Origin of the sequence: Serratia sp. NPDC087055, assembly GCF_044900985.1 — a bacterium.
In the GTDB taxonomy this organism is placed as follows: domain Bacteria; phylum Pseudomonadota; class Gammaproteobacteria; order Enterobacterales; family Enterobacteriaceae; genus Serratia.
The window spans coordinates 40,126-66,504 of record NZ_JBJDOG010000006.1; the positions used below are offsets into that span (position 1 = coordinate 40,126).

Genomic DNA, 26,379 nt, shown 5'->3' on the forward strand with positions numbered 1-26,379 from the left:
CAATTGACTAGCAAGTTATCGCGTTCAGGGAGCCATAATGACAAGAACAGGTAAAGCGTTCACGTGGGTGGGTGGCATTGTGCTGTTGATCATCGCCGGGTTGGTGATCTTTGTGCTGACCTTCGACTGGAACCGCCTCAAACCGACGATCAATGACAAGGTGTCTGCCGAGCTGCACCGCCCGTTCGCTATTCGTGGCGATCTGGGGGTTAGCTGGGCGCGTGATAAAGATGAGCCTGGTTGGCGTGCCTGGCTACCGTGGCCAAAAATTCATGCTGAAGACATTGTGCTAGGCAATCCGAAAAATATCCCCGGCGACAGCATGGCCCAACTGCAGCGCGTTGATGCCAGCATTTCCCCCTTGGCACTGCTGGGCAAGGAACTGTTGATCCCACGGATTTGGCTGACGCAGCCGAGTGCCAGCTTACAGCGGTTGGCCAATGGCGATAATAACTGGACCTTCACCCTCGCGGGGGATCCTGACCAACCGCCGTCTGCCTGGTCGGTAAATATCCATGACATCGTGTTTGATAGTGGGCAGATTGATTTCAAAGATGCCACGCTGAAAGCGGATTTCCGTGCGGTGATTGATCCGCTGGGCAAACCTTTATCATTCAGTGAAGTGACGGGTAAAAAAGAGGCGGGTGCTACGGTCACCCCTGACTATGTTTTCGGCTGGAAGGTGAAGGGTAAATACAACGGCGAGCCTCTGTCGGGCAGTGGCAAGGTGGGCGGCATGTTATCCCTACAAAATGCCGAGCTCCCTTTTCCACTGCAGGCCGACGTGCGCTCTGGCGCTACCCGGGTGGTGGTGGCCGGCACGCTGTCCGATCCGATGAATCTTGGTGGTCTGGATCTGCAACTTAAATTCTCCGGTGACAGTTTGGCTAACCTGTATGCCCTCACCGGCGTGCTGTTGCCCAATACCCCAGCGTATTCTACCGATGGCCACCTGATCGCCCGCCTTCATGAGAAAGGGGGGGCGGTGTTCCAGTACCAAAAGTTTGATGGAAAAATTGGCGATAGCGATATTCACGGTGATTTGAAATATGTCGCCGGCAAACCCCGGCCTAAATTGAGTGGGGAAGTGCAGTCGGAACAGCTGCGTTTTGCCGATCTGGCTCCGCTGATTGGTGCAGATTCCAATACTGAAAAAGCCAGTCGCGGTGAGAAGAGCCGCCAGCCAGCAGGCAAAGTGCTGCCGGTGGAGAAGTTTGATACCAAAAGCTGGAAGGTGATGGATGCAGACGTCAAATTCACTGCCAAGCGCATTGAACGCGGCAGTTCACTGCCACTGAGCGATCTCTATACCCATTTGCAATTGGAAAACGGTGCCATCTTGATGGATCCGCTGCGGTTCGGCGTCGCTGGCGGTAACCTCAATGCGACTCTCCATCTCGACGGTGGCAAAAACCCGATGCAGGGCCGGGTGGATATGCACGCGCGTAAATTCCAGCTGAAGGAACTGTTGCCGAATGTAGGATCGATGAAGCGCAGCCTGGGGCAATTGAACGGTGATGCCAAACTGACCGGCAGCGGCAATTCGGTGGCTGACCTGCTGGCAACCAGCAGTGGCGATTTACGCATGGTGATTAACAATGGGGTAATCAGCCGTAGCCTGATGGAAATCCTCGGATTGAACGTGGGTAACTACCTGGTGGCACAGCTGTTTGGTGACGACGTGGTGGGGATAAACTGCGCGGCAGCGGATGTAGGCATTCGTAACGGTGTGGCGGCGCCGCGGTTGTTTGTGTTCGACACGGAGAATGCCATTATCAATATCAGCGGCAATACTAACTTCGCCACGGAGCGGTTGGACCTGTCCATTGATCCAGAAAGCAAAGGCATGCGAGTGTTGACGCTGCGTTCACCGCTCTACGTAAAAGGCACCTTTGCGCACCCGGATGCTGGCGTGAAGGCCGGTCCGCTCATTGCGCGCGGTGCAGCTGCGGTGGCGTTGGGCGTCGTGCTGACGCCGGCAGCGGCCCTGCTGGCACTGGTTTCCCCAAGCGAAGGCGGCGAAGAAAACCAGTGCGGACAAATCTTACGGCAGATGAAGCAGAAGAAATGAGTGTAAAAGCCCGCGGATAACCCGCGGGCTGTTTTACTTCAATACCTGGCAGTCATGATCCTGGATTTCTTCTGACGAAGCCAAAGTAAATGGCAGCAGGCTGCGCTCAGTGGCCAGCAACAGAAAATCACCGCTCGGTAATGCGGTCATTGCCAATCCAAAACTCCCCATACGCCCGTTTGCGCGTGCAACCCCCTCAGATAACAAGCGGAAAGCACCCTGTTTATTGAGCTCCTCAGGGGTTACCCGGCGCGCTAAATAATCATGGCCCAGCAGGCCGCCAGGTATTGGCTCCCACTGCTCGCTGTAATCTGCCGCATACTGCGCCAACTGCGTTTTTACCGACGGCAGCAGGCAGGAGATATGAATGTGCAACTGATTCTGAGTGCGGCCATAGGCTGAATTAATCGCCAGCGAAATATCGGCGTCGTCGATCGCCTTGCCATATTTATCGGCCATAAAGTGCCGCGCCTGCCAGGCTTGCTCAAAGAAGTTTGGGGTGGTGGCCGCCAGTACCGCGGGGCTTTCAATACCGGTGATTCTGGTGCTTGGCATCAGCAGATACTGCAGTGGCCCGTTACGGTCTTTGAACACCACAAAGCCGGCCTGTGGGTCAACCTGCGCACAGGGTGCCGGATTGTTATGCGCCTGCTGGTTGGGCAGGCACTGTTGGCTAACGATACGCCACAACGCACTCGATTGGGGAGGCTTTACCCATATCCAGAGCGCAGCGGTAATCGCAATGGCGGCCATCACCAACGGCGCAACGTACAAAAAGAGCCTGCGGCGCAGAGACATGATTGATTTCCGTTTCCGTAAAAAGAGAAGGGTTCAGCATAATCTGGTTTTATGACAGGTGACAGTGCGGGAAGTGCGGCCCGTATGACGGGGCCGCAGAAGCAGGATTACAGCGATTTATCTCGGGTTTCTTTCATCAGCAACAGGGCGATCAGCGTGAGGCTGGCCATCGCGGCCAAATAGAGACCGACATAGAACAAACCGTAATGGGTCGCCAGCCAGGTAGCAATATAAGGCGCCACCGCTGCGCCGAGGATCGAGGCCACATTGTATGAGAACGACGCACCGGTATAGCGCACCTCGGTCGGGAATAACTCGGGCAGAAGTGCGCCCATCGGGCCAAAGGTCAGGCCCATGATGCTCAGGCCGCACAGCAGGAAGCCCATCACCAGCGCTTGGTTGCCGGAACCCAGCATGCTTGGGAACAGGAAAGCAAAGGCGATCATCAGCAGGGTGATGACGATCATGGTCTTGCGGCGGCCAAAGGCATCAGCCAGCAGGCCGGCAATTGGCACCATCACGCCAAAGCCAATCACCGCCACCATCAGCATCCACAGGAAACTGTTGCGTGAATAACCCAACCCCAGCGGCTGCGGCGTCGTGCCGTAGGTCATGGAGTAAACCGTCATCAGGTAGAACAGTGTATAGGTTGCCAGCATGATAAAGGTGCCAAGGATGGTCACCTTCAGGTGTTTGCTCAGCAAGGTGCCGAGCGGAATCTTCACCTGCTTGCCGGCTTTGGCTACCTTGGCGAATACCGGGGTTTCATGCAGTGATACACGCACATACAGGCCGATCAACACCAGTGCAGCGGACAGGATGAACGGCACGCGCCAGCCCCATTCCATAAACTGCCGATCTGTCAGCAGCCAGGAGAGTAACAGGAAGGTGCCGTTGGCGAAGAAGAAGCCGATAGGTGCCCCCAGTTGCGGGAACGAACCGTATAGCGCACGTTTTCTGGCTGGGGCGTTCTCGGTAGCCAGCAAGGCGGCGCCTCCCCATTCGCCACCCAGGCCTAACCCCTGGCCAAAACGCGCGAGCGCCAACAGGATAGGGGCGAAGATGCCGATGGTTTCGTAGCTTGGCAGCAAGCCAATCAGTACGGTAGAAATCCCCATGGTGAGCAGCGAGGCGACCAGCGTCACCTTGCGGCCTACACGATCGCCGAAGTGGCCGAACAGTGCCGAACCAATCGGGCGTGCGATAAAGGCGACGGCGAACGTAGCCAGCGACTGTAGCGTGGCGGTGGTGGGATCACCTTGCGGGAAAAAGATATGTGGGAATACGATCACCGCAGCGGTGGCGTAGATATAAAAATCGAAAAACTCGATGGCGGTCCCGACCAGCGAGGCGACAATCACTTTTCCGCGTGAGTTGACTGGCGTTGACGCGTCGTCGGCGTCCAGAGTTGGTGCGATGGAGGCTTGCATAATTTTTCTTATATTTTGAATGTGTAAAAATCCATATTAGTCATAGCAATATGCCTTTTCAATGCTGAAACTTTGCACAATAGCGTGATTAACCGGTTAAAAAGCTTAATGTTTCACTGGCGTGTTTCTACGTGGTTTTTAACGTTGCCAAATGAATGATTTGCAGACTGAATATCTGTAAAAGTCGGAAAGAAAAGTGAGTGGGTAGTTTGTTGTGCTGGTTTTGGTGGGTTTGTTTGCTTGTTTTTGGTTTTATGTACTGGGTTTGTCGCTGTTCGTTGAAATAAAAAACCGGCCATCAGAGTATGGCCGGTATGATTGCGTTGCTTCAGGGATCGGTGCGTTCCGACGAGGGTAACGTTTTATCCTCTTTATACTGTGCCGTGGCAATCCAGGCGGCGCAGAACAGCGTCAAACGTGCGAAGAAATAGAAGAAGGCCATCAGCCCGATGACTGAACCAAAGGCAGCGCCGGAAGGCGATTTAGCCACCTGCGGCAACGTCATGGTCATCACAAACTTAATCACCTCGAAACCGATAGCGGCAAGCAGCGTGCCGCGTAACAGCGCCTTTTTCTTTGGTTTATGCCGCGGCAGCATCCAAAATATCCAGAGGAACAGCAGGTAGTTAGCGAAAATAGAGATAGACAGCGCGATCAGCGTCAGCGCCGGACGCAGCCAATCGATACCTTCCAGGCCCAAAGCACGGACGATCGTCGCCTGCGCCGAGCCAGCGATGGACGTCAGCGTTAGCGTAATAATCAGTGCCACCACCAGACCGGTTAGTGAGATAAAGTCACGGGTGTATTTGAAATAGATTTTTTCCTGGTCCTGCGGATTGCGTTCCCAGACGTCACGCGATTGCGCGCGGATCGCCTCACGCAGGTTGCCCATCCAACTGATCCCCGAATACAGCGCCAGCGCCAGGCCGGTCAGCCCCACGGTCGTACGCTGCTGAATGGCGGTATTAACGGTATTTTTGAGCGTGCTGGCCAGCGTCGGGTCACTGATGCTACCGACAATTCTATTAATCAGCTCGGTCAGCAGGTCGGGATTGGACGCCAGCACAAAACCGACGGCTGCGAAGGACACCATCAATATCGGGATCAGCGACAGAAACGAAAAATAGGTAATGGCGGCGCCAAATTGGCTGCCCAGACGATCGTTAAAGCGCTCGGTGGCACGCAGCAGGTGGGCGATGCCTGGTCGGGCCTTGATGCGCTCAACGAGGCGTGAAAAACCGGAAATACGCCGGTCGATTTTCTGATGGCCGGTTTTGATGGCGATCAGCGGTTTTTGTGCCGCTTCACTGTTGGGCTGATGGGGGGCTTTATCTGATCCTATAGGCATTACGTCACGATTTCCTTAACGATAAATATACCCGTCATATTTCAAATTACCTGTGCGTTGGCTGCTATCACTTACCTGAGTCACTTACTCAAGTAAGCTCATCGGGACACGCCTAGTTGCCACCTTCCTGCAACTCGAATTATTTAGGGTAGAGGCTCTTTCAGCTTTGATTATAGCCAAAAGGCACGCCGGTTTGGCCGCAAGGGCGGCAACTGGCCAGTTTTTGAGCTTAGCGCGTTCACCGCACGAGTGAAATGCTACTGCCCATCGTTAGGTAAAATTCTTATGCCAGCCGCGTGCCAGCGCGGTTTTTTTCATTCACTGACCTCCAATTTTTATCTGTTTCATCACCAAGAAAGCGTTTACTCATGATGTGGCGCTGCGGTTTATCGACCGTCGCGTTGCTGCAGCCGTAGGGGCTGGAACGGTTTTAACTGTCATCAATAGATAAAATGGAAGGTCATATGAAATTGCTAAATCATCCCACCTGTCGTCCGTTTACCGAAGCGGGCAATTTGACACAGATTTCTGCTTATTATGAAGAGGGTCGGCACATCATGTGGATGCTGTTGCGCGCTGAGCCGCGCCCCTGTTTCAACCAGGCGTTAATTGAAGACATCATGACGTTGGCGCAGGCGGCCAAAGAGTCATCGTTGCAGTTTGATTTTTGGGTCACCGGCTCGTTGGTGCCGAATATGTTCAACGTCGGCGGCGATTTGCAGTTCTTTGCGGAGGCCATTAAAAACCGCAAACGTGAGGCCATGATGGCTTACGCACGTGCTTGCATCGACTGTGTACATGCGGCAGCACGCGGATTCGACACCGGGGCAGTCAGCATTGCCATGGTGGAGGGCAGCGCGCTGGGTGGCGGTTTCGAAGCCGCATTGGCGCACCATTTTGTTTTGGCGCAGAACAATGCACGTATGGGGTTCCCAGAAATTGCCTTTAACCTGTTTCCCGGCATGGGCGGTTACTCGCTGGTGGCGCGCAAGGCAGGTATGCGTCTGGCGGAAGAACTGATTTGGGGCGGTGAGTCGCACACGGCGGAGTGGTTTGAAAGCCGTGGGCTGGTTGATCAGCTATTCCAACCCGGCGATGCCTACGTGGCTACGCGTACCTTCATTGATACTATCCGGCCTAAATTGAACGGCATGCGTGCCATGTTGCGTGCTCGCCAGCGGGTGCTGCAATTGACGCGTTCGGAATTGATGGATATTACCGAGGATTGGGTGCATTCGGCCTTCACCATTGAGGAGAAAGATCGCGCCTATATTGAACGCTTGGTTATGCTGCAGGATCGTCACACGCTAAACCTGCGTCGTGCAGGCTAATATGACTCCGCCCGCATCACGCTGAGGGGGATTGCGGGCGATAAGACTGCAGCCAATGCTCCAGCTGTTCCGGGAGCATTGGCCGCGCAAACAAAAAACCCTGTTTTTCATCAACGCCGACCTGGTCGAGGAACTGGTTCTCGCTTTCGGTCTCTACACCCTCGGCAATCACCCGGAATTTGAGTGCTTCTGCCGCTGCAACGATAGCGCGTACCAGCGATTGTGAAACGGGATTGAAATTCACGCCACGAACAAAACTTTTATCCAGTTTGATGGCGTCCAGCGGAATACGCGACAGCTGTGCCAGTGAAGAGTAACCCGTGCCAAAGTCATCCAGATGGACTTGCGCGCCCAGCTCGCGTAGCCGGGTGATCACCTCTCGCGCCCGTTTTTCGTCCTCAATCAGGCTGCTTTCTGTTAGCTCGAAGTCCAAGAGGCAGGGCATCAACTGATTCTGTTGCAATACCTGTGCGAGATCCGCAACGATGGAGTCATCCACCAACTGCCGTGCAGAAAGGTTGACCGCGATCCGCAGTGCTAACCCATGGCGTTTCCAGTGTGCGGCCTGTTTGGCGGCGGTTTGCAGAACCCAGCGGCCGAGTGGCCCGATCAGGCCGGACTCTTCGGCGTAAGAGATAAATTGCAGGGGGGGAATCAGGCCGCGTTCGGGCGAATCCCAGCGTACCAGGGCTTCCACGCTGCACACCTTGCCGCTGAGTGCCTCAATCTTGGGCTGGTAGTACACCACCAGTTGATTCTGCTCCAACCCCTTACGCAGGTTGGTATCCAGCCACATATATTCTGCGACGCGTTTGTTCATCTCTGGCGAGAACACGGTGTAGGTGCGTTTACCCTGTTCTTTGGCGACATACATGGCGGTATCGGCACTGCGGATCAGACTGTCGATATCGTTGCCATGTTCAGGACACAGCGCGATGCCGATGGAACAACCGGTATAAACCTCGATGAGGCCGATACGGAAGGGCGTTTTCAATCGGTCGATAATATGCTGAGCGAGCTGTTGTAACGTCTCACGGTCGGCTTCTTGGGCTAACACCAGAAACTCATCGCCCCCCAGGCGAGCCAGGGTTTGGTCTGGTTCGAGGCAACCAAGAACCGCCAGTGACACTTCCACCAGTAAACGATCGCCAAACATATGGCCGTAGGCATCATTCACTTTTTTAAAGTTGTCGAGATCGAGATACACCAGTCCGATGTTGTTGCCATCGCGCGTGGCTATCGCTTGGGTGATTTTGTCCTGAATGGCATTGCGGTTGGGCAGGCCGGTAATGATGTCGGTATTGGCAAGTACGCGCAGGCGTTCCTGGGCGCGACGCTCTTCGGTGATGTCGGTACCGGAACAAATCAGAAAGACTTCATTTTTACCGCTGCCACTGTGCACGAACTTATTACGGAACAAAAATAACCGCTCGCCCTTCACCGTTTTGATCCAGCGCTCGACTTCATAGGACGATCCGTTGCGGAAAAAACCGGCGATATTGCGTCGCGACGCCGTGGCTTCTTCCGGACTCATAAATAATTGAAAGACGTTTTTGCCGATAACATCATGTTCGTGCAGACCGGTGTATTCTTCGCTTAGGCGGTTGAAGCGCTGGATGCGTCCATGCTGATCGACGATCACAATCACAGAGTTGGCTTCTGACACTACTTGCTCGGCAAAGGAAAGGCCGTGCACCAGATCGCGAGCGACCGATTGGGTGTCACTGAAGGCGGAAGCGGTGCCCGCCCATTCCAGATTGTTGATCCGACGACCGACCAGGTGCAGGTGTATTGGCTCTCCGCCCAGCGTTATCGTGATATCCAAGCTGGCGGTAATACCGCTAAGACGGCGGATTTTTGCAGCCTGCATGGCGTTGAGCGCCACAGCCATATGTGTTTTGCCTTTGACTGCCGATAACGCCAGGGCATTGCTGTCAAACGCCAACCGCCAATAAGGGCTGTTGGTGCCAAAGTGGGCGTTAAGAAGCATAGGGCCTTGGTCTGCGAACATGATGATTCCTCAAATGGGCACGACAGCCAGAGCTGTGCGATGAGCGCAACAGCAGGTTTCTGGCCCGTTAGTGGCCGTAGTGCACGTATCTCCATCATATAACACGTTTTTCACTGTCGGTGGACGAAACTATTATATAAGCAATAATTAGTTTTGCCCTGTAAACGACACATTGCCACCCGTTGCCTTAGAGTGTAAGTGAGAACCTGCTGATTCGAGAGGTTAGTACGATTTTTGCGCACAGATGCCTTCATCGTCTTGTTGCAGGACGGTTGTAGCAGAGGGGACTAAATTATAATAAAGCGAGTGGTTGTCAGGAATAATCCTATAGCGCTGAACGTCATGTTGAGGTGGGTGTTAAGCCAGTGTGAAATCAAAATTTCCGCATACCAGGCACTATCTTCATAATTCACTCATTATTGGTGACTAAAACTGTTTTGGGCTTTAATAAATTTACACTCCATCGCATTACTATATATTTATCAGACTATTATTATCTCCGAAGAAAGAAGAGCCTGTTCACGTACAGCGCTCCTGATGAAGAATAACGTTAAGGAAATGATTATGCGTAAACTGACTGCTTTATTTGTTGCCTCTACTCTGGCGCTGGGTTCTGCTTCTATGGCTTTTGCTGCGGACACCACAACGGCACCGGCGACGGCTGACTCATCGGCTGCACCGATGAAAATGATGCACCATAAAGGCGAAGGCAAGGGTGGGCCATTTGCGGGCCTGAACCTGACAGAACAACAGCGCCAACAGATGCGCGACATCATGAAGGAATCGCACCAGAAGCGTGGCGCAGGAATGAAAGAGGAGCGTCAGGCACTACATAGTCTGGTCGCTTCTGACAGCTTCGACGAAGCCAAAGCGAAAACGCAAATTGATGCCATCAGCAAAACGCAATCCGAACATATGTTGGAACGCGCGAAAGCTGAAAATAAAATGTATAACCTGCTGACGCCTGAGCAGAAAAAACAATACAATGAGAATTATCAGAAACGCGAACAGAAAATGATGGACCACATGAATAATATGAAGTCGAAAACTACGACTGCACAGTAATAATTTCATGAGGTAAGTAAAAAGGGCCAGATAATAATCTGGCCCTTTTTGTTTTTCGTGGCGAAAATATTCACTCCGGCGAGGGTAATGGATAAGTTGCATCCAGTTTGCTGGCAATGTGCTGAAATTGCTCGGTAATAATCTGCGAAAATCGCGGGTCGTTAATATGATAATCCGTTTTTATCAACTGCCGTTTTTTTGTCGGCTGCATCGTGCTTTCCAGCGCTTGAACAAAAGCGTCTAAAGCTAACGGATCCCAAAAGGGCTGCCCTGGCGCATCCAGCGCGGAGACCCCGCCTCCGGGGATCACAAAACGTATTTCGCCGGTGCATGCATTCATTTTTTCCCCGATCCAACGTCCTATCTGCGCATTCTCCTGTGGCGTGGTGCGCACCAGTGTAACCTGGGAGTTATGTTGATGGCGTAGGCGTCCGGCATAGCGTGCCGTCACGGTGTCGGGCGACCCAAAATTGATCATGTCCATTGCGCCACAAGACAGTACGCAAGGGATACCGGTACGGGCGATGGCACCGAAACGCTCTTCATTGCAGGGCAGAACACCATCGAACAGATAATCGGCCACCTCAGTGATGGTCAGATCCAGCGCGGCACTGAGCAAACGGCTGTCGATCAACTTTTCCAGTGCTCTACCACCGCTGCCCGTTGCGTGGAATACCAAGCAGTCCCAGTGGGGCTCAAGCGCGGCAACAACGTTTTGTATACAGGGCGTGGTGACACCAAACATTGTCAAACCGAGCGCGGGTTTACCCTCGGCATCATCGTGGGAAGCAAAGCGTACGGCTCCTGCAATCTGGCACGCTGCATTATTCAGGACGCGCCGTGAAATACGGTTGAGACCGGCGATGTCTGTGACGGAATACAGCATGGTGATATCGCTGTTGCCGACATAGGCCGAGACGTCACCTGCTGCCATGCTTGAGACCATTAATTTTGGCAGGCCAATAGGCAACTGCTGCATCGCTGGGGTGATAATGGCTGTACCGCCGGAACCACCCAGGCCAAGCAGGGCCGCAATATCGTGACGAGTCAAAATAAAGCGTTCGAAAGCGACGGCCATAGCGGCAATGGCTTGGCCCCGGTCATGACAAAATACAGCGTTAGCTCCCTCGGGGTGATAACGGGCAATGTCCGCAGCGCTGATATCGGTGAGTGAGTGCGTGGGAAGAAGACGCGTTGAGAGATCGACGGTCAAAGTAGGTAAAGCGAGGTTGGCGAGTGCCTGGCGAATATACTCCTGTTCTTGTCCTTTGGTATCTGCTGTGGTAGCAATGTAGATAAATTTTGAAGTATCAATCACTGCTTATTCCTGCGGAATTTATAATTTATTTATTAAAATTATAGTGTTATTTATTAATTTGAATCCCTGGTGTTGGCTATTTAATTCTGAATGATTAATATATCTACATAATGAGACGGTAGTGTTATTTATGCAAGGCCAGGTGAGTTCAAAATGAGATGCCAGTCTCATTTTGGCCATCGAATGCCACCGACGAAGTGGAATACTGTCGGTTTTGTGGTTATCGCGTGTTGTCCCGGGACGGGGGAAGCGAACAAGTATGATGAGGTAGCTGTGGTAATAACTGCTTTTCCCATGAAACAGGACCAAACTCTGACGTCGACACGAGCAAGAACCCATCGTTTATTGCTGGCCAGTGCCATGGCGTTGTATGACGAAGGGGTATTTCCTTCCATCACCGAGCTTGCCGCACATGCGCAGGTATCTCGTGCTACTGCCTATCGTTATTTCCCCACCCAAAGTGAATTGATTGCCGCGGTTGTGGCCGAAAGCCTGGGGCCGATTCTGGAATGGCAGCCACAGGATCAGGACGCGCTGAAACGCATTCAGCAACTGCTCACTTTTGCTTATCCCCAAATGGAGCAGCATGAAGGGGCTTTGCGTGCCGCGTTGCAGCTTTCGTTACAGCAGTGGGCGAAAGCGACACCGGGTGAAAAATTTGTCCGCGGTAACCGTAAGCGCCTGCTTAATCTGGCGGTCGAACCACTCCGGGATAAACTGCCGTCTGAAGCCCTGCAACGAGTCATTCATTCTTTTTCTTTGATTTATGGCTCGGAAGTTTTCCTGGTACTGAAAGATATCTGGGGGTTGGATCTCGACGGCATTCAGGATGTAACGCAGTGGATGGCGAAAGCCATTATTCGTCAGGCCGAAGAAGATGCGATGAACAGCAGAAAACCGCTAGCATGATAGTCCAATTTTTACAGCCATTCTCAGCGAAAACCAGCAGATTTCACTGAGTGAGTATTGGCAATTGTTATAATTTAAAGTGATAAAAAGAGCGTTTTAAGCATTTTTAAATAGGCTGGATGGGTGGTCCCCATTTGGCTTTTTTTGTTTCTATTATCTATATTTATCAGATAATTATTTCTGTCTTCTGCTACGAAAAACGGAGCATACCCCGCCTGTTTTAACCATTGAATTTCCTTATATCTCCCCACCTTATTTACCCCTTAATTGCATTCGCCTGTGACGTCCCTGCGCCTTTGACACATTAGGCGTGCTTGAGATTGTTGTGCTTTATTTATTTGGTGTTACGAAACTGTTACACAAAAAAATCAATAAGACATTTGCAAACAACAATGGACGGTATCTGGGATGGAAAATAGACGTAAAGGAGTCAAGCCTGTTCAGGCGGCCTTCGGCTGGCCTGAAATTGGTGTTAATCGTGCACAGTGGAGTGCGATGCTTTTTTGCCTGGCGGCGATCGGTGGAGTGCAAGCGGCACCCTATACAGAGAGCGGTAAATCAGGTGATCCAGCCAGCTGGCGCAGTAAAGAATTCAACGCAGAATGGGGCCTGGGGGCAATTCACGCTGATCAGGCCTACGCCGCCGGTTATAGCGGAAAAGGCGTAAAGCTTGGCATTTTCGATCAACCGGTATATGCCAAGCATCCGGAGTTCGCCAGCCAAGACAAAGTGATCAATCTGGTCACTACGGGTATCCGCGAATACACCGATCCCTATATTCCCGTGAAAAAAGGGGATGCATTCCGCTATGACGGTACGCCGAGCGTAGATTCTGACGGCACGTTGGGTTCACACGGCACACATGTGGGCGGCATCGCTGCCGGTAATCGCGATGGCGGCGAGATGCACGGTGTGGCGTTCAATGCACAGATCATCAGTGCGGAAAATGGTGATCCGGGGCCGGAGGACGGCATCATTCTCGGCAACGATGGTGCGGTGTATCAAGCGGGCTGGGATGCGCTGATCGCCAGCGGTGCACGCATTATCAACAACAGTTGGGGTATCGGCATCACCGAGAAGTTCGATCAGGGCGGCAAGGATCCGGCCTATCCCCACTTCACGCTCGCCGACGCACAGAAACAGTTCGATCAAATCAAACAAATTCTGGGTACTAAAGCCGGTGGTGCCTATCAGGGTGCGATCGATGCAGCACGCAGCGGCATTGTTACCATTTTTGCCGCCGGCAACGACTACAACCTGAATAACCCGGACGCGATGGCCGGGCTGGCCTACTTTGTGCCAGAAATCGCCCCCAACTGGCTGTCGGTCGCCAGCCTTCAGGATCCGAAGAACACCGGTGATTACAGCATCAGTACCTTCTCCTCACGCTGCGGTTATACCGCCAGTTTCTGCGTTGCCGCGCCGGGCACCAAGGTGTACAGCTCGATTATCGAAGGTAACAGCGTTGATAACCTGACCACCGGCTATGCCAAATACAGCGGGACTTCAATGGCGGCACCCCACGTGGCCGGCAGTGTCGCGGTACTGATGGAGCGCTTCCCATACATGACCGGTGCGCAGGTTGCCACTGTGTTGAAGACCACCACCACCGATATGGGGGCACCGGGCATCGATGCGCTGTACGGCTGGGGGATGATCAACCTGGGCAAGGCGATTCACGGTCCGGGCATGTTTGTTACCGAGCAGGATATTCCTGAAGAATTTCGGGTTAGTGGGGCTTACGGCCCTGAGCAGTTCGTCGTGAATCTGCCGGGTGTTGGCGCGGTGCTGGACAAGGGCAAACCGACCGAACGTGTGTGTGACGATATTCATTGTGGGCTGGATGTTTGGAGTAACAACATTGCCGGGCATGGTGGCTTGACCAAACAGGGTATCGGCACGTTGGTGCTGACCGGCAATAACAGCTACGCCGGACCCACGCTGATCAATCAAGGTCTGTTGGCGATTAACGGTTCTGTCACGTCGGACGTTAGGGTGCAAAACGCCGGCGTACTGGGTGGCTCCGGTACGGTGGGCTCATTGACCGCGCGCAGTGGCGGCACCGTGGCACCCGGCAACTCGATTGGCACCTTGAATGTGACGAATAACGTCAGCTTCGAACCGGGTTCGCGCTACGCGGTGGAAGTGGCACCGAGCGGCCAGAGCGATCGGATCCAAAGCAGCGGATCGGCGACGATCGGCGGCGGTCAGGTCGTGGTGCTGCAAGAGCAAAATACTAATCTGTTGTCGCAAGGCAGCGTGGGCAGCCTGCTCGGCCAGCAATACAACATATTGGCTGCCCAGCAGGGTATTAGCGGGCAGTTTACCTCTGCTTCAACGTTCTCTCCTTTCCTGGATGCCAATCTGGCTTACCAACCGAATCAGGTCACGCTGAGCGTCGGCCGTAACGACACCTCCTTTGCCAGCGTGGCGCAAACGCAAAACGAGCGTGCGGTGGCGGCAGCGGCAGACGCGCTGGCGGCGGGCAACCCGGTGTTCGAGAGCATCCTGAATGCCGGTTCGGTCGGGGAGGCCCGTCAGGCCTTCCGACAGCTGTCGGGGCAAGTTCACGCGGATATCGCCTCGGCACAGGTCAACGACAGCCGTTACCTGCGTGATGCATTGAACGGCCGCCTGCGTCAGGCAGAAGGGCTGGCAACGTCATCGGACATCAAGGCGGACGACGACGGCGGTGCCTGGGCGCAGCTGCTGGGCGCCTGGGACCATGCGTCGGGCGATGCCAATGCCACGGGTTATCAGGCATCGACCTACGGCGTGCTGGTGGGGCTGGACTCGGCGCTGGCGGATGCATGGCGGCTTGGGGTGGCAACGGGCTACACCCGGACGTCACTGGACGGGGGCTACGGCTCGAACGCGGACAGCGACAACTACCACCTGGCGGTGTACGGCGGCAAACAGTTCGGTGAACTGGCGCTGCGTGCCGGCGGGGGTTACACCTGGCACCGCTTCGACACCTCACGCTCGGTCAATTACGGCATGCAGTCAGATCGTGAAACCGCGAAATACAGTGCACGCACGGAGCAGGTGTTTGCCGAAGCGGGTTACAGCGTGAAGGCGGGCTGGGTCAATCTGGAGCCGTTCGCCAACCTGGCGTACATCAACTTCCAGAACAACGGTATTGCGGAAGACGGCAGGGCGGCGGCGTTGCACGGCGACAAACAGCACACCGACGCCACGGTATCGACGCTGGGTCTGCGTGCGGATACCGAGTGGCAGGCGAGCAAAACCACGTCGGTGGCGCTGCGCAGCGAACTGGGTTGGCAGCATCAGTACGGGGATCTGGATCGCGGTACCGGGCTGAGATTCAACGGCGGCAGTTCCCCGTTTGTGGTGAACAGCGTGTCGGCATCGCGTGACGGTGCGGTGCTGAAGGCCAGTGCAGAAGTGGCGGTGAACAAGAATGCCACCCTGTCGCTGGGCTATGGCGGCCTGCTGTCGCAAAACTACCAGGACAACAGCGTTAACGCCGGTTTTACCTGGCATTTCTGATCTTAAAAAACTGAGGGACAAACCGCCTCACTGGGTGGCGGTTTGACTAAAACAAAAAGGATAAGGGAATGAAGCAAGCTACAGGAAAGAATAAACCGGTGTTGGCGCCGACGTGGAAACTGAACGCCCTATTGTGTGCGTTGCTGGCAGCCGGAGGTGTACAGGCCGCGCCTTATACGGAAGGGGGTAAGTTGGGCGATCCAGCCAGCTGGCGCAGCGATGAATTCAAGGCGAACTGGGGGTTGGGGGCGATCCACGCTGATGAAGCCTATGCGGCAGGTTATACCGGTAAAGGGCAAAAGGTGGGGATCTTCGATACCCCAGTGAACAAACACCCTGAATTTGCGGGTGACGGCAAGCTGGTGAATGTGGTTACCGAGGGTTACCGCGCCTATACCGATCCGCACCGTGATGGGATTAAGGCCGGGGATCGTTTCTACTTCGATGGAACCTTCCACTTCTACAGTGGTACTCAAGGCCTGCTGAGCAATCACGGTGTACACGTGGCCGGCATCAGCGGTGCCAACCGTGACGGAACCGGCATGCACGGCGTGGCGTTTGACTCACAGATCATCAGTGTTGATAACGACAATGACGGCCCGGCCTATGGCGAGTTCCTCGGGCTGGATGGCAGCGTGACCAATGCGGGTTGGCAGGCGATGATCAAAAGCGGCGTACGGGTGATCAACAACAGCTGGGGGGTCAGTATTCCGGATTTCCTTTCGGATAATGGCAAAAAACCGGATGCCCTGCATTTCGAGTTAAAAGATGCACAGGAACAGTTTGATCAGGTGAAACCTTTGCTGGGTAGCCTGGCGGGAGCGGGTTATCAGGGCGCGATTGACGCCGCCCGTAAAAACATTCTGGTGCTGTTCGCTGCCGGTAACGACGGTAACTACAACCAACCGGATGTGATCAGCGGCTTGGCCTATTTTGTGCCGGATATTGCGCCTAACTGGCTGTCTGTTGCCAGCGTCGCACAGGATGATGCTTCCACCAACACTGTGCCTTATACCATCAGCAGCTTCTCTTCACGCTGTGGCTATACCGCCAGTTTCTGCGTCTCGTCGCCGGGCAGTAAAATCTACAGCACCGTGGCCAACGGTTCAGATCCTCATCAGTTGGTCTCTGACTATGGCAATAAGAACGGCACCTCAATGGCGACGCCACACGTAACCGGTGCGGTTGCTGTATTACTCCAACGTTTCCCGTACATGACGTCAGCGCAAATTGCCGACGTGCTGAAAACCACCGCGACCGATATGGGCGCTCCGGGCATCGATGCGCTGTACGGCTGGGGGATGATCAACCTGGGCAAGGCGATTAATGGGCCAGGGATGTTCTACACCGTCGAAGATATTCCTGAAGAATTCCGCATTCCGGATCCGACAGGGGTTGCGTATGGTTCCTCGCAGTTTATCGCCAACATTCCAGGCCAAGGAGCTGAGATCGATCGCGGCACGCTGCAGGCGCGTATTTGTGATGACTACCATTGTTCGGTGGAAGTGTACTCCAACGATATTCACGGCCACGGCGGCCTGACGAAGGAAGGTCAGGGGGCACTGGTGTTGACCGGTACCAACACCTACACCGGTCCAACGTGGGTCAATACCGGTCTGCTGGCGGTTAATGGTTCTGTCACGTCGGACGTTAGGGTGCAAAACGCCGGCGTACTGGGCGGCTCCGGTACGGTGGGCTCATTGACCGCGCGCAGTGGCGGCACCGTGGCACCCGGCAACTCGATCGGCACCTTGAATGTGACGAATAACGTCAGCTTCGAACCGGGTTCGCGCTACGCGGTGGAAGTGGCACCGAACGGCCAGAGCGATCGGATCCAAAGCAGCGGATCGGCGACGATCGGCGGCGGTGAAGTCGCGGTCTCGCTGGAGAACAGCACCAACCTGCTGTCGCAAAGTGACGTCCGTAGCCTGCTCGGCCAGCAGTACAACATCCTGACCGCCCAGCAGGGCGTCAGCGGGCGGTTTGATACGGTGGTGCCAAATTACCTGTTCCTCGGCACCGGCCTGACTTACCAACCGAATCAGGTCACGCTGAGCGTCGGCCGTAACGACACCTCCTTTGCCAGCGTGGCGCAAACGCAAAACGAGCGTGCGGTGGCGGCAGCGGCAGACGCGCTGGCGGCGGGCAACCCGGTGTTCGAGAGCATCCTGAATGCCGGTTCAGCCGGGGAGGCCCGTCAGGCCTTCCGCCAGCTGTCGGGACAGATCCACGCGGACATCGCCTCGGCACAGGTTAACGACAGCCGTTACCTGCGTGATGCATTGAACGGCCGCCTGCGTCAGGCGGAAGGGTTGGCAACGTCATCGGACATCAAGGCGGACGACGACGGCGGAGCCTGGGCGCAGCTGCTGGGCGCCTGGGACCATGCGTCGGGCGATGCCAATGCCACGGGTTATCAGGCATCGACCTACGGCGTGCTGTTGGGGCTGGACTCTGCGCTGGCGGATGAATGGCGGCTTGGGGTGGCAACGGGCTACACCCGGACGTCACTGGACGGCGGCTACGGTTCGAACGCGGACAGCGACAACTACCACCTGGCGGTGTACGGCGGCAAACAGTTCGGTGAACTGGCGCTGCGTGCCGGCGGGGGTTACACCTGGCACCGCTTCGACACCTCACGCTCGGTCAATTACGGCATGCAGTCAGATCGTGAAACCGCGAAATACAGTGCACGCACGGAGCAGGTGTTTGCCGAAGCGGGTTACAGCGTGAAGGCGGGCTGGGTCAATCTGGAGCCGTTCGCCAACCTGGCGTACATCAACTTCCAGAACAACGGTATTGCGGAAGACGGCGGGGCGGCGGCGTTGCACGGCGACAAACAGCACACCGACGCCACGGTATCAACGCTGGGTCTGCGTGCGGATACCGAGTGGCAGGCGAGCAAAACCACGTCGGTGGCGCTGCGCAGCGAACTGGGTTGGCAGCATCAGTACGGGGATCTGGATCGCGGTACCGGGCTGAGATTCAACGGCGGCAGTTCCCCGTTTGTGGTGAACAGCGTGTCGGCATCGCGTGACGGTGCGGTGCTGAAGGCCAGTGCAGAAGTGGCGGTGAACAAGAATGCCACCCTGTCGCTGGGCTATGGCGGTCTGCTGTCGCAAAACTACCAGGACAACAGCGTTAACGCCGGTTTTACCTGGCGCTTCTAATCCTTTTACCTGAGTGGTCATAAGGGGGTCAGCTTGCTGGCCCCCTTTTTTGCATGAATTAACCGCTCATGCTCAGAAGGGCGCAGGTTTATCTCTCGTCGTCTTAGGGTAAAAAAGGCAAGAAAAAACCGGGACCCTTGCGGATCCCGGTTCAAATGCGGGTAAAACAGATTAGCGCTTACGGCCCATATTTCGGAGAGAGTCTGGTGCATACATTCTCTCAGAGTAACAACCGAAACGAGCTTTCCCTGGTGTCATTATGATTATTTGGTGGTGCGATTTTACTGTTGTTATATTTTTATTGTGGTGTTGCTGTGTGTCTCTTCTGGTACCATGTTTGACTATATAATGTGGTATGTCAAGCAATGTTTAGATTGTACATTGTATGATATACCAGTTTTTGAGCGCTTTTTTTGCACGGCAAGTACGAAAACGACTGAAAAAACAGCAAAAAAAATCGAAGGAAAAAATGGATAATAATCACCAGAAATTCGATTCACAGTCGATTGCAAACCGGGTTAGGGAACTGTTTGTACATTATGGGATTGGTAAGCGTCAGCATGCGAAAGAGCTCAGTCGGATTCTGGATCTCAGTTTTTCACATGCACATCGTAAGCTGAAGGGCCAAAGCCCTTGGACGCTGGAACAAATTAGCCACGTCGCGGCGGCATTAGGGGAAAGCCCGGCAGCGATAGTGGATACGGGTACAGAACATGACATCTCTGCACAAACTATTGCACGGGATGCCATCTTTTATGTTGGCGGTGTGGAATTAGCCTGCGTTGGCTATATCGGTCATGAGTTGGTTGGCGGGCGGACATCGGAATATGTCGCGTTACAACAGGCTGGGCAGTGGTGTCTTTATCGTTCAGATGATGCACCGCAAGGGCAACGGTATTGTGTGGAGCTGATTGAGCTCCGTCCTGCTGCCGTTGAAGACGAGCGGTTAAGCATTGCGGTACTCGACGACTCTCACCAGGCCGCTGACGAACTGACAAAATACCTTAACGGGCGTGGTTTCCATGCCGTCGCTTTTTACGATGTCAGCAGTTTCTGTTTGGCGCTGCAACAAAGTCTGTTCGATGGTTATGTGGTCGACTGGTTGATTGGCCAGGAAACGGTGGTGCGATGCATCGAAACCATCCGTGCTTCGGACAACCCGGATGCGCCGGTTCTGGTGCTCACGGGCCAATTGGGGACCGATCAGCGCGAATCCGAAATCGCCAGGGCGATGCGTGACTATGACGTATTGGGGCCGTATGAAAAACCCGTGCGGCTCCATGTCATTGAAGCCGCACTGTTGCGGTGTTTTAATCTTTAACGAGCAGTGAAGCCAGCGTCGTTGACAAGGCATCAAGCCGTACTGGCTTCATTAAATAGCTGTCGAACAGCGCCCGCTGCTCGGCAGACAGCTGCTCCGGGGTATAGGCGCTGATGCCAACAATCGGAATATGACGATTGGGCCCACGCTGGCTACGCAGTTGTTTCGCCAACGCAGCGCCATCAATACCCGGCATTTGCAGGTCTAACAGCAACGCGTCGTAAGGACGTCTAAGCAACTTTTGCAGCGCACGTTCGGGTGAGTTGCACAGTTCATGTTGATAGCCCAGTTTGTCCAGCAGCGCGGCAAAGGCGTCGCTCACGGATTTATTGTCATCCACCACTAAAATATGTTGCTGCTTGTCCATCAGGCCGCGCTGGTGCGGCAGTTTTTCGCCTTGCTCCTCGTCGTCGGTAATGTCGACGGGAATACTGACGATAAAGGTACTGCCTTTTTTGATCTCGCTGTAGACAGTGATCGTGCCATTGAGCAGCGTCACCAGCCCATGCACAATCGCTAATCCCATGCCTACGCCGCCATACTGGCGGGTATGAGATTGATCCAATTGAGTGAAGGGCCTGAATATTTGGTCAAGCATCTCCTTTTCAATACCAATACCGGTATCAGTCACCTCAATAATCAATGAATTACCCGTGGGCTGGCGTCGCAGGCAACTGTGCAGCGTGATGGTGCCGCTTTCGGTATATTTGAACGCGTTAGTCAGCAGGTTGACGATAATCTGCCTGATGCGCAGCGGATCGGAATGTATCTGCAGATGACCGCATTCAATTTCGCACAACAGTGTTACCTGTTCTTTCTGGCTGAGCGTCTCGATTTCATGCGCCGTGTCTTCGATCAGCCGTTGAGCGTCAAACGGTGCGAGACGCAGCTCCATCATGCCGCTGTCCAAATGGGCATAATCGGTGAGGTCTTTCATCTGGCTTTCAATTTGCTGTGCGGCAATCTCCAACCGTTGGAAAGTATCCGCATGTTCGGCCGACACCTTGGTATTCACCAGCACGTCAATGGCAGACATAATGCTCTGCAGCGATGTGCGTAACTCGTGGCCAATGGCGCCCAGAAAGGCATTCTTGGTGCGGGTGGCTTTCTCCGCTTCTATTGCTTTGGCTTGTTGCCGGATGGTCAGGCGCTGCTGGCGGAACATAATCAGCGTAATGGCAATAAGCGCAATCACTGAAAACATCACGATCACCAGACCATAAAAAATGATGTGTCGTTTTTCGATATAGTCTTCGTAGGCGGCGGTGCGCTGCTTCACTTCTGCGTGATCGGTCAGGTTGGCCATTTCAATCGAGTAGGGCTTGATTTGCCTCATGGCCTGCGAAATGAGTGAGAAATCAATCTTCGGGCTGTTCAGCAAATTATCAATCTGATCCATTTTCTGGCGCATATGTGCGACAACCTCGGGGTAGCCCGGTTCGGCATACAGAGGTTGGGTCGACTCAGACACCGTTTCCAACACGTAGAAACGGGAATAAAGGATTTCAAATTTGAGGCGCAGATCTTCGCTATCGACCTGTGGTGCGTTTTTCTGCTGTTCGACCAGCGTTTCAAATTCGGCAAGCTTGATAGCAAATTTGGCGATCGACCAAGAATAATTTTCCTGCGTGCCGGCAATAGCATACAACCCTTTTTTGGACAGCGTTGCGCTGTAGTAATACAGCGTCACCGCGGAGGCAACCAGGAAAAGGGCAGCAAAAATAGCCGGGATTGCCAGCCTGCTGTTGTTTTTAAACCCTGTGAATTTCATTTAATCACGATCCTGTCCACTTGCCAGATAAAGCGTGAGTTGTAGAGCGGGGAGTTCAACTCAGGCCCAGCGGCATCCCTGGGATAAACCAAAAAAAGCGGTCCGAAGTTTCTGATCTTCAGCATTTCGCCGTCCATCTTGTAGGCCAAAATCATATTGTATTTCTCAACGTCAGACAGCGGGACGTCGATGTAATAATCGTTTAACGCATAAAACGTCAGCGTACTGCCCTTGGCGCCAACCCGGGCCAAAATGTCCGCGACGGCAATCCCTTCAAACTTTCTTTGGGGCGTCCAAGAGGTTGACGTGGTGATGCTGTGCACCGGCATTGCCAACAGTTGTTTATCGGTAAACAGATAGCTTTTCTTTACCGGATCGGTCGTATTTTGGATGTCTCCCGCAACCTCCAAAGTAAAACTGAGTGCGCTGGATTGGACGATCGCCAGCGAAAAAAGTGCCAGCGTGAAGTTTTTAAAAAGAGTGAACAGCATCGGTGTTCTCCAGTGTTGCGGGTGCTTACATGAGCGCCGTCCATGTGGTCAGGCAAAATAATGGCAGAAAATGGACGTTTGTGTTGAGGGGGATGGTAAAGAGCACGAAACTCTAAAACGTTCAATGTTGAAATCTGGAGTGTACAGCACTTCAGCGGTTATGACCCACCCTTCAGTGAAACCATGTCAGGCACCCCAGGTAGAGGAGCCCTGTGGCAGGACCCGACAAGATTTGACAATAGCGTACCTACCCTGAACCTTATGTAGGTAAACATCATTTGTTGGGTGGCTACACCTCGCGCAATACCGGGCATACGCCAGCTTAGGGGGACCTATTGTAAGCGGTACAGGAAATTGACTTAGGTATATTCGTTACACCGATTATTTTAAGCTTGCTATTTATTTTTTAACCGGTCGCATAATGATTAACTTCTCGTGTTTGATTAAACCCACCTTTAGGGTGCTGGCGAAAATAAGAATCATGTATTAGCATTAATAAAAGATTTAAATAAATTTAGCGTAATAAATCATGTGGGTTGCAAAATCTGCAGTGAGAGAATTCTATGTCTTGACTGAATCAATTGACTGACGGTGAGGTGACCGTGTCTTTTGGTATGGCGGAATGTACTTTATCTTAAAGTGTATTAGGCGGGCTTATGAATAATCTTACCCTTTGCGGCATAATCTCCATTTTTTTTAGCCATTCTGCTCTGGCAGAATGTGGTTTCACTGACTGGTTTGAATATGAACAAGTCTATAAAGAGGATGGTGTTATCCATAAAAAAACATATGAAATAAAAAAACATAAAATACCGCATTTAGCATACTTATTTAAGGTGAATACATTAGGAGTAAATGCGGATGGTGCTCCAAATGCTTATAGTGATGAAGACCACAAAAATCTGCAAGGCAAATGCCCATCCAAAAATAACTTCTTGTATAAAGGATTAGATTGTCCAGCAAATGCAGGTTATAAAATAAAGGGCATGAAATGGTGGAGCGTACTTGTCGTTGATTCTAAAGATACATCAGCCGCGTTTATACGTACTTCTGGAGAGTATAAAGGTTACTATGTTTCTAAAACTGCGCTGCAAGACAGAAAAATTTCAGATGAAACAGATAAGAACAAATGGGTAAACTCTGACAATGTACCTTACTGGACTTTTCCCGCGTCAAAAAATTTTTCTCTCAAAGAAAGCACCGGGATGATTGGTGACATCGGTTACGCGATTAATCAGAAAACAGGAAAGTCATCTGCGTTTATTATTGCAGACGTAGGTGGGCCATCTACCGAGTTTGGTGAGGTTTCATTACAACTTGCTCGTAACTTGGGTTCTAAAAATCCCGACCCTATACGAGGAGGTGATGTCAATGGCGACTATTACTTTACGGTTTTTCCGAATACTAAGCTGGCACCAGCTTGGCCTGTAACTAATTCCACGATAATTGATATTGCTCAAGATAGATTGGAAAAAGTTGGAGGGATAAAAGCAATAACCACCTGTCAGTGATTAAAATTCCCATAAAAATTTATTTTGTTTATCACTTTATAGCTTGGTTGTCTGTCAAGATATTTTCATCGGATGGTTAAGATAAGGTTATTTATTGGCGGGAGGGGGGTATGTCATCAAGAAATAATGCATTAAGATATTATTGTCTTAGATATAGTATGGTTTTTCTCGGTTTACTTATTATTTCTGTTGCGGGGTGTCGCTCAATAACGGGTATGATTGCCGAAAAGGTTTATCCTGATTTGGTTCAGCCGGCAGAAATAGAAGCCCCTTCAACATTTACCACCTATTTATCTTCCGCTAACACCGAGGCTATTCTTGGTGGGATGGGGGCTGGATTGAATTGCTCAATACCAGAGTTAGTAAAAAAAGCGGTTTTCAAACGTGAGAAAAATGGCTCTGATATTTCGCTGCGTTTTAGGCAGGCTTGCGTCATGCATGATTTTTGCTATCGCCACGGCTATGCCACTTATCGTTATAGTCAAGCTGATTGTGATACACAATTGCAGCAATCGGCCTATCGTTTGTGTCGTCAAATCCATAACCAAAATGATACGACACAAGCAGAAATAAATACTCCGTTGTTGATGTACACCGCTTGTGAGAAGGAGGCAAAGGAGATATTACTGGGCGTCACGCTGGGTGGCGCGGGTTCTTTCCATGACAAAGATAGCTCAACTTATTTTGAATATGACCCAATGCCGGCCAAGGCAGATGATTATGTTGTAGGCCGAGCAGTACCACTAGGGGTAGTCAACGTTGCGGATACTGATTTCGGCATACGAACATTTTATTACAAGCGAAACACGGTAAAAATGAGAGTTTTGGCAGTGCCTTCTGAAAATAATAATGTCACTCCTATCCCATTCCCGGAAGTGCGGATTGCGACACCACCGGTATTGACGGGAATATCAGAAACCAATGTTGATATTAAAATCCCTTCTCTGGTTTCACTCGCACGTAATTCATTTAGTGATACCAGCATCCATCTCATTCGTTTCGATATGCTTCCTAATCCAATACATTCTAAAAATGAAGCCAGTTATTTACTGGCGTTAGCACCTTGTCTGGATAATGATGTCAAGAGAGAGGGGTGCAACTCTGAAGTGGATGCTTCAGTGAGGAAATTTGCCGTAGTGGATAATAGTCCAGTGATGGTATCGCTGACACATCGTGGCAATATAAAAGTAAAAAAGAGTACAGAAACGACCGTAAAAATTGTTCAGCAACAGCTTCTTAAAACCAAAGAAAATAAATTATCTGGCATGACAGATTACATGCTGAATGGTTCGAAGATACAGGTCCACAATCAGTATCGTTTTTTAGCGCATGACATGTTGCTTGAGCGGGGGTCTACTGGAGAAGCGACCCATGCGTGGGTTTTTGCTCGCGGAGTACAGGTAGACAAGAAGGGCGCGGCTTTTATCACTGATGATAAAGGCGATGATTATTCGTCGCGCGTCGCCGTTGCGCGTCAAAGACTGGGAAATAACCATGAGGGCGATATTGAACGGTTCTCTCTGAATGTGAAGGAGACCGATGAGCCTTTATCGTTGGTGCGTTTGGGTGGGACGGATGGCTCTGCGCTAGTGAGCTTGGCATGGTCAGAAGATGATCTTAAGCGAATAGAGGATAATCATGCGGCGACTAATCCTCCCCGGCTTAAAATATGGAGGTTTCCTCAGTATGGTGGTATGCCAGATCCAAAACCTTTCCCTTTAGTTCTGCCTGCTCTGGCGAAAGATGGTTATGTAGCTATCCCACCGGTCATTGCTCGACTTAGTAATCAGAAGCCACCTCTGATTGTCATGACCCATGTTGGAAAAAATCGCTGGGTGAACGATACAGAGAAAGGAAATCTCTATATTTTGGATGTTTATTTTTACATTGTCAGATTAGTCAGCTCCTCTGGGGGTAAATTTATTTTTGACAATGATTTTAAGTTACATTGCCAAATTGATCTCAATAAGCAGCTACAATCAGAACAAGCGGAAGTTATTAGGAAGATGGCCCATCTGACTATTTATGGTGAAGATGACGATTGGATGGATAAAAATCCGGAAGTTATAAATTATATTAAATCTGACTTGGCTCAACGTTGGAATATGAGTCAGGTTGTTGTCTCAGAGAAGAGGTTTAACGAAGGTAGCGTTGCGCTGGCACTGAGCATGATATTTAATGGTTTCCCGTCGATGTCTTTCCAAATATTATTGGATTCAAAAGATGAACAGCTCCATTATTTTAAATCGAATAATGAGCCCGTATTCTTAACATCTTGTTTCGAAGAAAAAACGGCCTGAATTATCAGGCCGTTAAGAGTATCA

At 52.2% G+C, this 26,379-nt stretch carries 15 protein-coding genes and 1 pseudogene; 9 read left to right on the forward strand and 7 right to left on the reverse strand.

Annotated elements, in window-relative coordinates; genetic code table 11:
- Positions 1 to 37 precede the first annotated feature (37 nt).
- The gene (locus tag ACI2J2_RS21155; RefSeq protein ID WP_404760801.1) at positions 38 to 2,071 is read left to right on the forward strand and encodes an AsmA family protein; all 2,034 of its coding nucleotides are present in this window, start codon (positions 38 to 40) and stop codon (positions 2,069 to 2,071) included.
- 33 nt (positions 2,072 to 2,104) lie between these two features.
- On the opposite strand, the pseudogene ACI2J2_RS21160 reads toward ACI2J2_RS21155, so the two are convergent.
- The 3 genes and pseudogenes from ACI2J2_RS21160 to yhjD form a co-directional block, all read right to left on the reverse strand.
- Positions 2,105 to 2,884 (reverse strand): annotated as a pseudogene (locus tag ACI2J2_RS21160) (CDP-diacylglycerol diphosphatase); the annotation flags it as partial.
- A gap of 92 nt (positions 2,885 to 2,976) precedes the next feature.
- A complete protein-coding gene (locus tag ACI2J2_RS21165; protein WP_209639390.1) occupies positions 2,977 to 4,299 on the reverse strand; it encodes an MFS transporter in 1,323 nt (440 codons plus the stop codon).
- A 328-nt stretch (positions 4,300 to 4,627) separates the two neighbouring features.
- Complete coding sequence (gene yhjD, locus ACI2J2_RS21170) at positions 4,628 to 5,647, reverse strand: inner membrane protein YhjD (protein ID WP_265556086.1); 1,020 nt, start codon at positions 5,645 to 5,647, stop codon at positions 4,628 to 4,630.
- A gap of 464 nt (positions 5,648 to 6,111) precedes the next feature.
- On the opposite strand from yhjD, the gene ACI2J2_RS21175 reads away from it, so the two are divergent.
- On the forward strand, positions 6,112 to 6,978 hold the full coding sequence (locus tag ACI2J2_RS21175; protein WP_209639384.1) for a crotonase/enoyl-CoA hydratase family protein: 867 nt from the start codon (positions 6,112 to 6,114) through the stop codon (positions 6,976 to 6,978).
- A 16-nt stretch (positions 6,979 to 6,994) separates the two neighbouring features.
- Here ACI2J2_RS21175 and pdeR read toward each other — a convergent pair whose 3' ends face one another.
- The gene (pdeR, locus tag ACI2J2_RS21180) at positions 6,995 to 8,989 is read right to left on the reverse strand and encodes a cyclic di-GMP phosphodiesterase (RefSeq protein ID WP_209639381.1); all 1,995 of its coding nucleotides are present in this window, start codon (positions 8,987 to 8,989) and stop codon (positions 6,995 to 6,997) included.
- Positions 8,990 to 9,553: 564 nt separating this feature from the next.
- Here pdeR and spy point away from each other — a divergent pair.
- Positions 9,554 to 10,054, forward strand: a complete 501-nt coding sequence (gene spy / locus ACI2J2_RS21185) for an ATP-independent periplasmic protein-refolding chaperone Spy (RefSeq protein ID WP_265556084.1) — start codon at positions 9,554 to 9,556, stop codon at positions 10,052 to 10,054.
- Positions 10,055 to 10,124: 70 nt separating this feature from the next.
- On the opposite strand, the gene ACI2J2_RS21190 is transcribed toward spy, so the two are convergent.
- Positions 10,125 to 11,372 carry a Tm-1-like ATP-binding domain-containing protein gene (locus ACI2J2_RS21190; protein ID WP_404760802.1) on the reverse strand — a complete coding sequence of 416 codons (1,248 nt, stop codon included), beginning with the start codon at positions 11,370 to 11,372 and terminating at the stop codon, positions 10,125 to 10,127.
- Positions 11,373 to 11,666: 294 nt separating this feature from the next.
- Between ACI2J2_RS21190 and ACI2J2_RS21195 the strand changes: the two genes are divergently transcribed.
- The 4 genes from ACI2J2_RS21195 to ACI2J2_RS21210 all read left to right on the forward strand — a co-directional run bounded on the left by ACI2J2_RS21195 (position 11,667) and on the right by ACI2J2_RS21210 (position 20,282).
- Complete coding sequence (locus ACI2J2_RS21195) at positions 11,667 to 12,281, forward strand: TetR/AcrR family transcriptional regulator (RefSeq protein WP_209639373.1); 615 nt, start codon at positions 11,667 to 11,669, stop codon at positions 12,279 to 12,281.
- Positions 12,282 to 12,776: 495 nt separating this feature from the next.
- The gene (locus tag ACI2J2_RS21200; protein ID WP_404760851.1) at positions 12,777 to 15,791 is read left to right on the forward strand and encodes an autotransporter outer membrane beta-barrel domain-containing protein; all 3,015 of its coding nucleotides are present in this window, start codon (positions 12,777 to 12,779) and stop codon (positions 15,789 to 15,791) included.
- A gap of 68 nt (positions 15,792 to 15,859) precedes the next feature.
- Positions 15,860 to 18,961: an autotransporter outer membrane beta-barrel domain-containing protein gene (locus ACI2J2_RS21205; RefSeq protein WP_404760803.1), complete on the forward strand. Its 3,102-nt coding sequence runs from the start codon at positions 15,860 to 15,862 to the stop codon at positions 18,959 to 18,961.
- A 469-nt stretch (positions 18,962 to 19,430) separates the two neighbouring features.
- A complete protein-coding gene (locus ACI2J2_RS21210) occupies positions 19,431 to 20,282 on the forward strand; it encodes a helix-turn-helix domain-containing protein (protein WP_209639367.1) in 852 nt (283 codons plus the stop codon).
- Here the strand turns inward: ACI2J2_RS21210 and ACI2J2_RS21215 are convergent.
- Both ACI2J2_RS21215 and ACI2J2_RS21220 read right to left on the reverse strand, forming a co-directional pair.
- The gene (locus ACI2J2_RS21215; RefSeq protein ID WP_265556079.1) at positions 20,272 to 22,053 is read right to left on the reverse strand and encodes an ATP-binding protein; all 1,782 of its coding nucleotides are present in this window, start codon (positions 22,051 to 22,053) and stop codon (positions 20,272 to 20,274) included. The genes ACI2J2_RS21210 and ACI2J2_RS21215 overlap by 11 nt on opposite strands.
- Positions 22,050 to 22,544, reverse strand: coding sequence for a molybdopterin-dependent oxidoreductase (locus ACI2J2_RS21220; RefSeq protein ID WP_209639361.1), 495 nt, complete (start codon positions 22,542 to 22,544; stop codon positions 22,050 to 22,052). The genes ACI2J2_RS21215 and ACI2J2_RS21220 overlap by 4 nt, the downstream gene beginning before the upstream one ends.
- 656 nt (positions 22,545 to 23,200) lie before the next feature.
- On the opposite strand from ACI2J2_RS21220, the gene ACI2J2_RS21225 reads away from it, so the two are divergent.
- Both ACI2J2_RS21225 and ACI2J2_RS21230 read left to right on the forward strand, forming a co-directional pair.
- Complete coding sequence (locus tag ACI2J2_RS21225; RefSeq protein WP_404760804.1) at positions 23,201 to 24,055, forward strand: hypothetical protein; 855 nt, start codon at positions 23,201 to 23,203, stop codon at positions 24,053 to 24,055.
- A gap of 110 nt (positions 24,056 to 24,165) precedes the next feature.
- On the forward strand, positions 24,166 to 26,355 hold the full coding sequence (locus ACI2J2_RS21230) for a hypothetical protein (protein ID WP_404760805.1): 2,190 nt from the start codon (positions 24,166 to 24,168) through the stop codon (positions 26,353 to 26,355).
- The last annotated feature ends 24 nt before the right edge of the window (positions 26,356 to 26,379 follow it).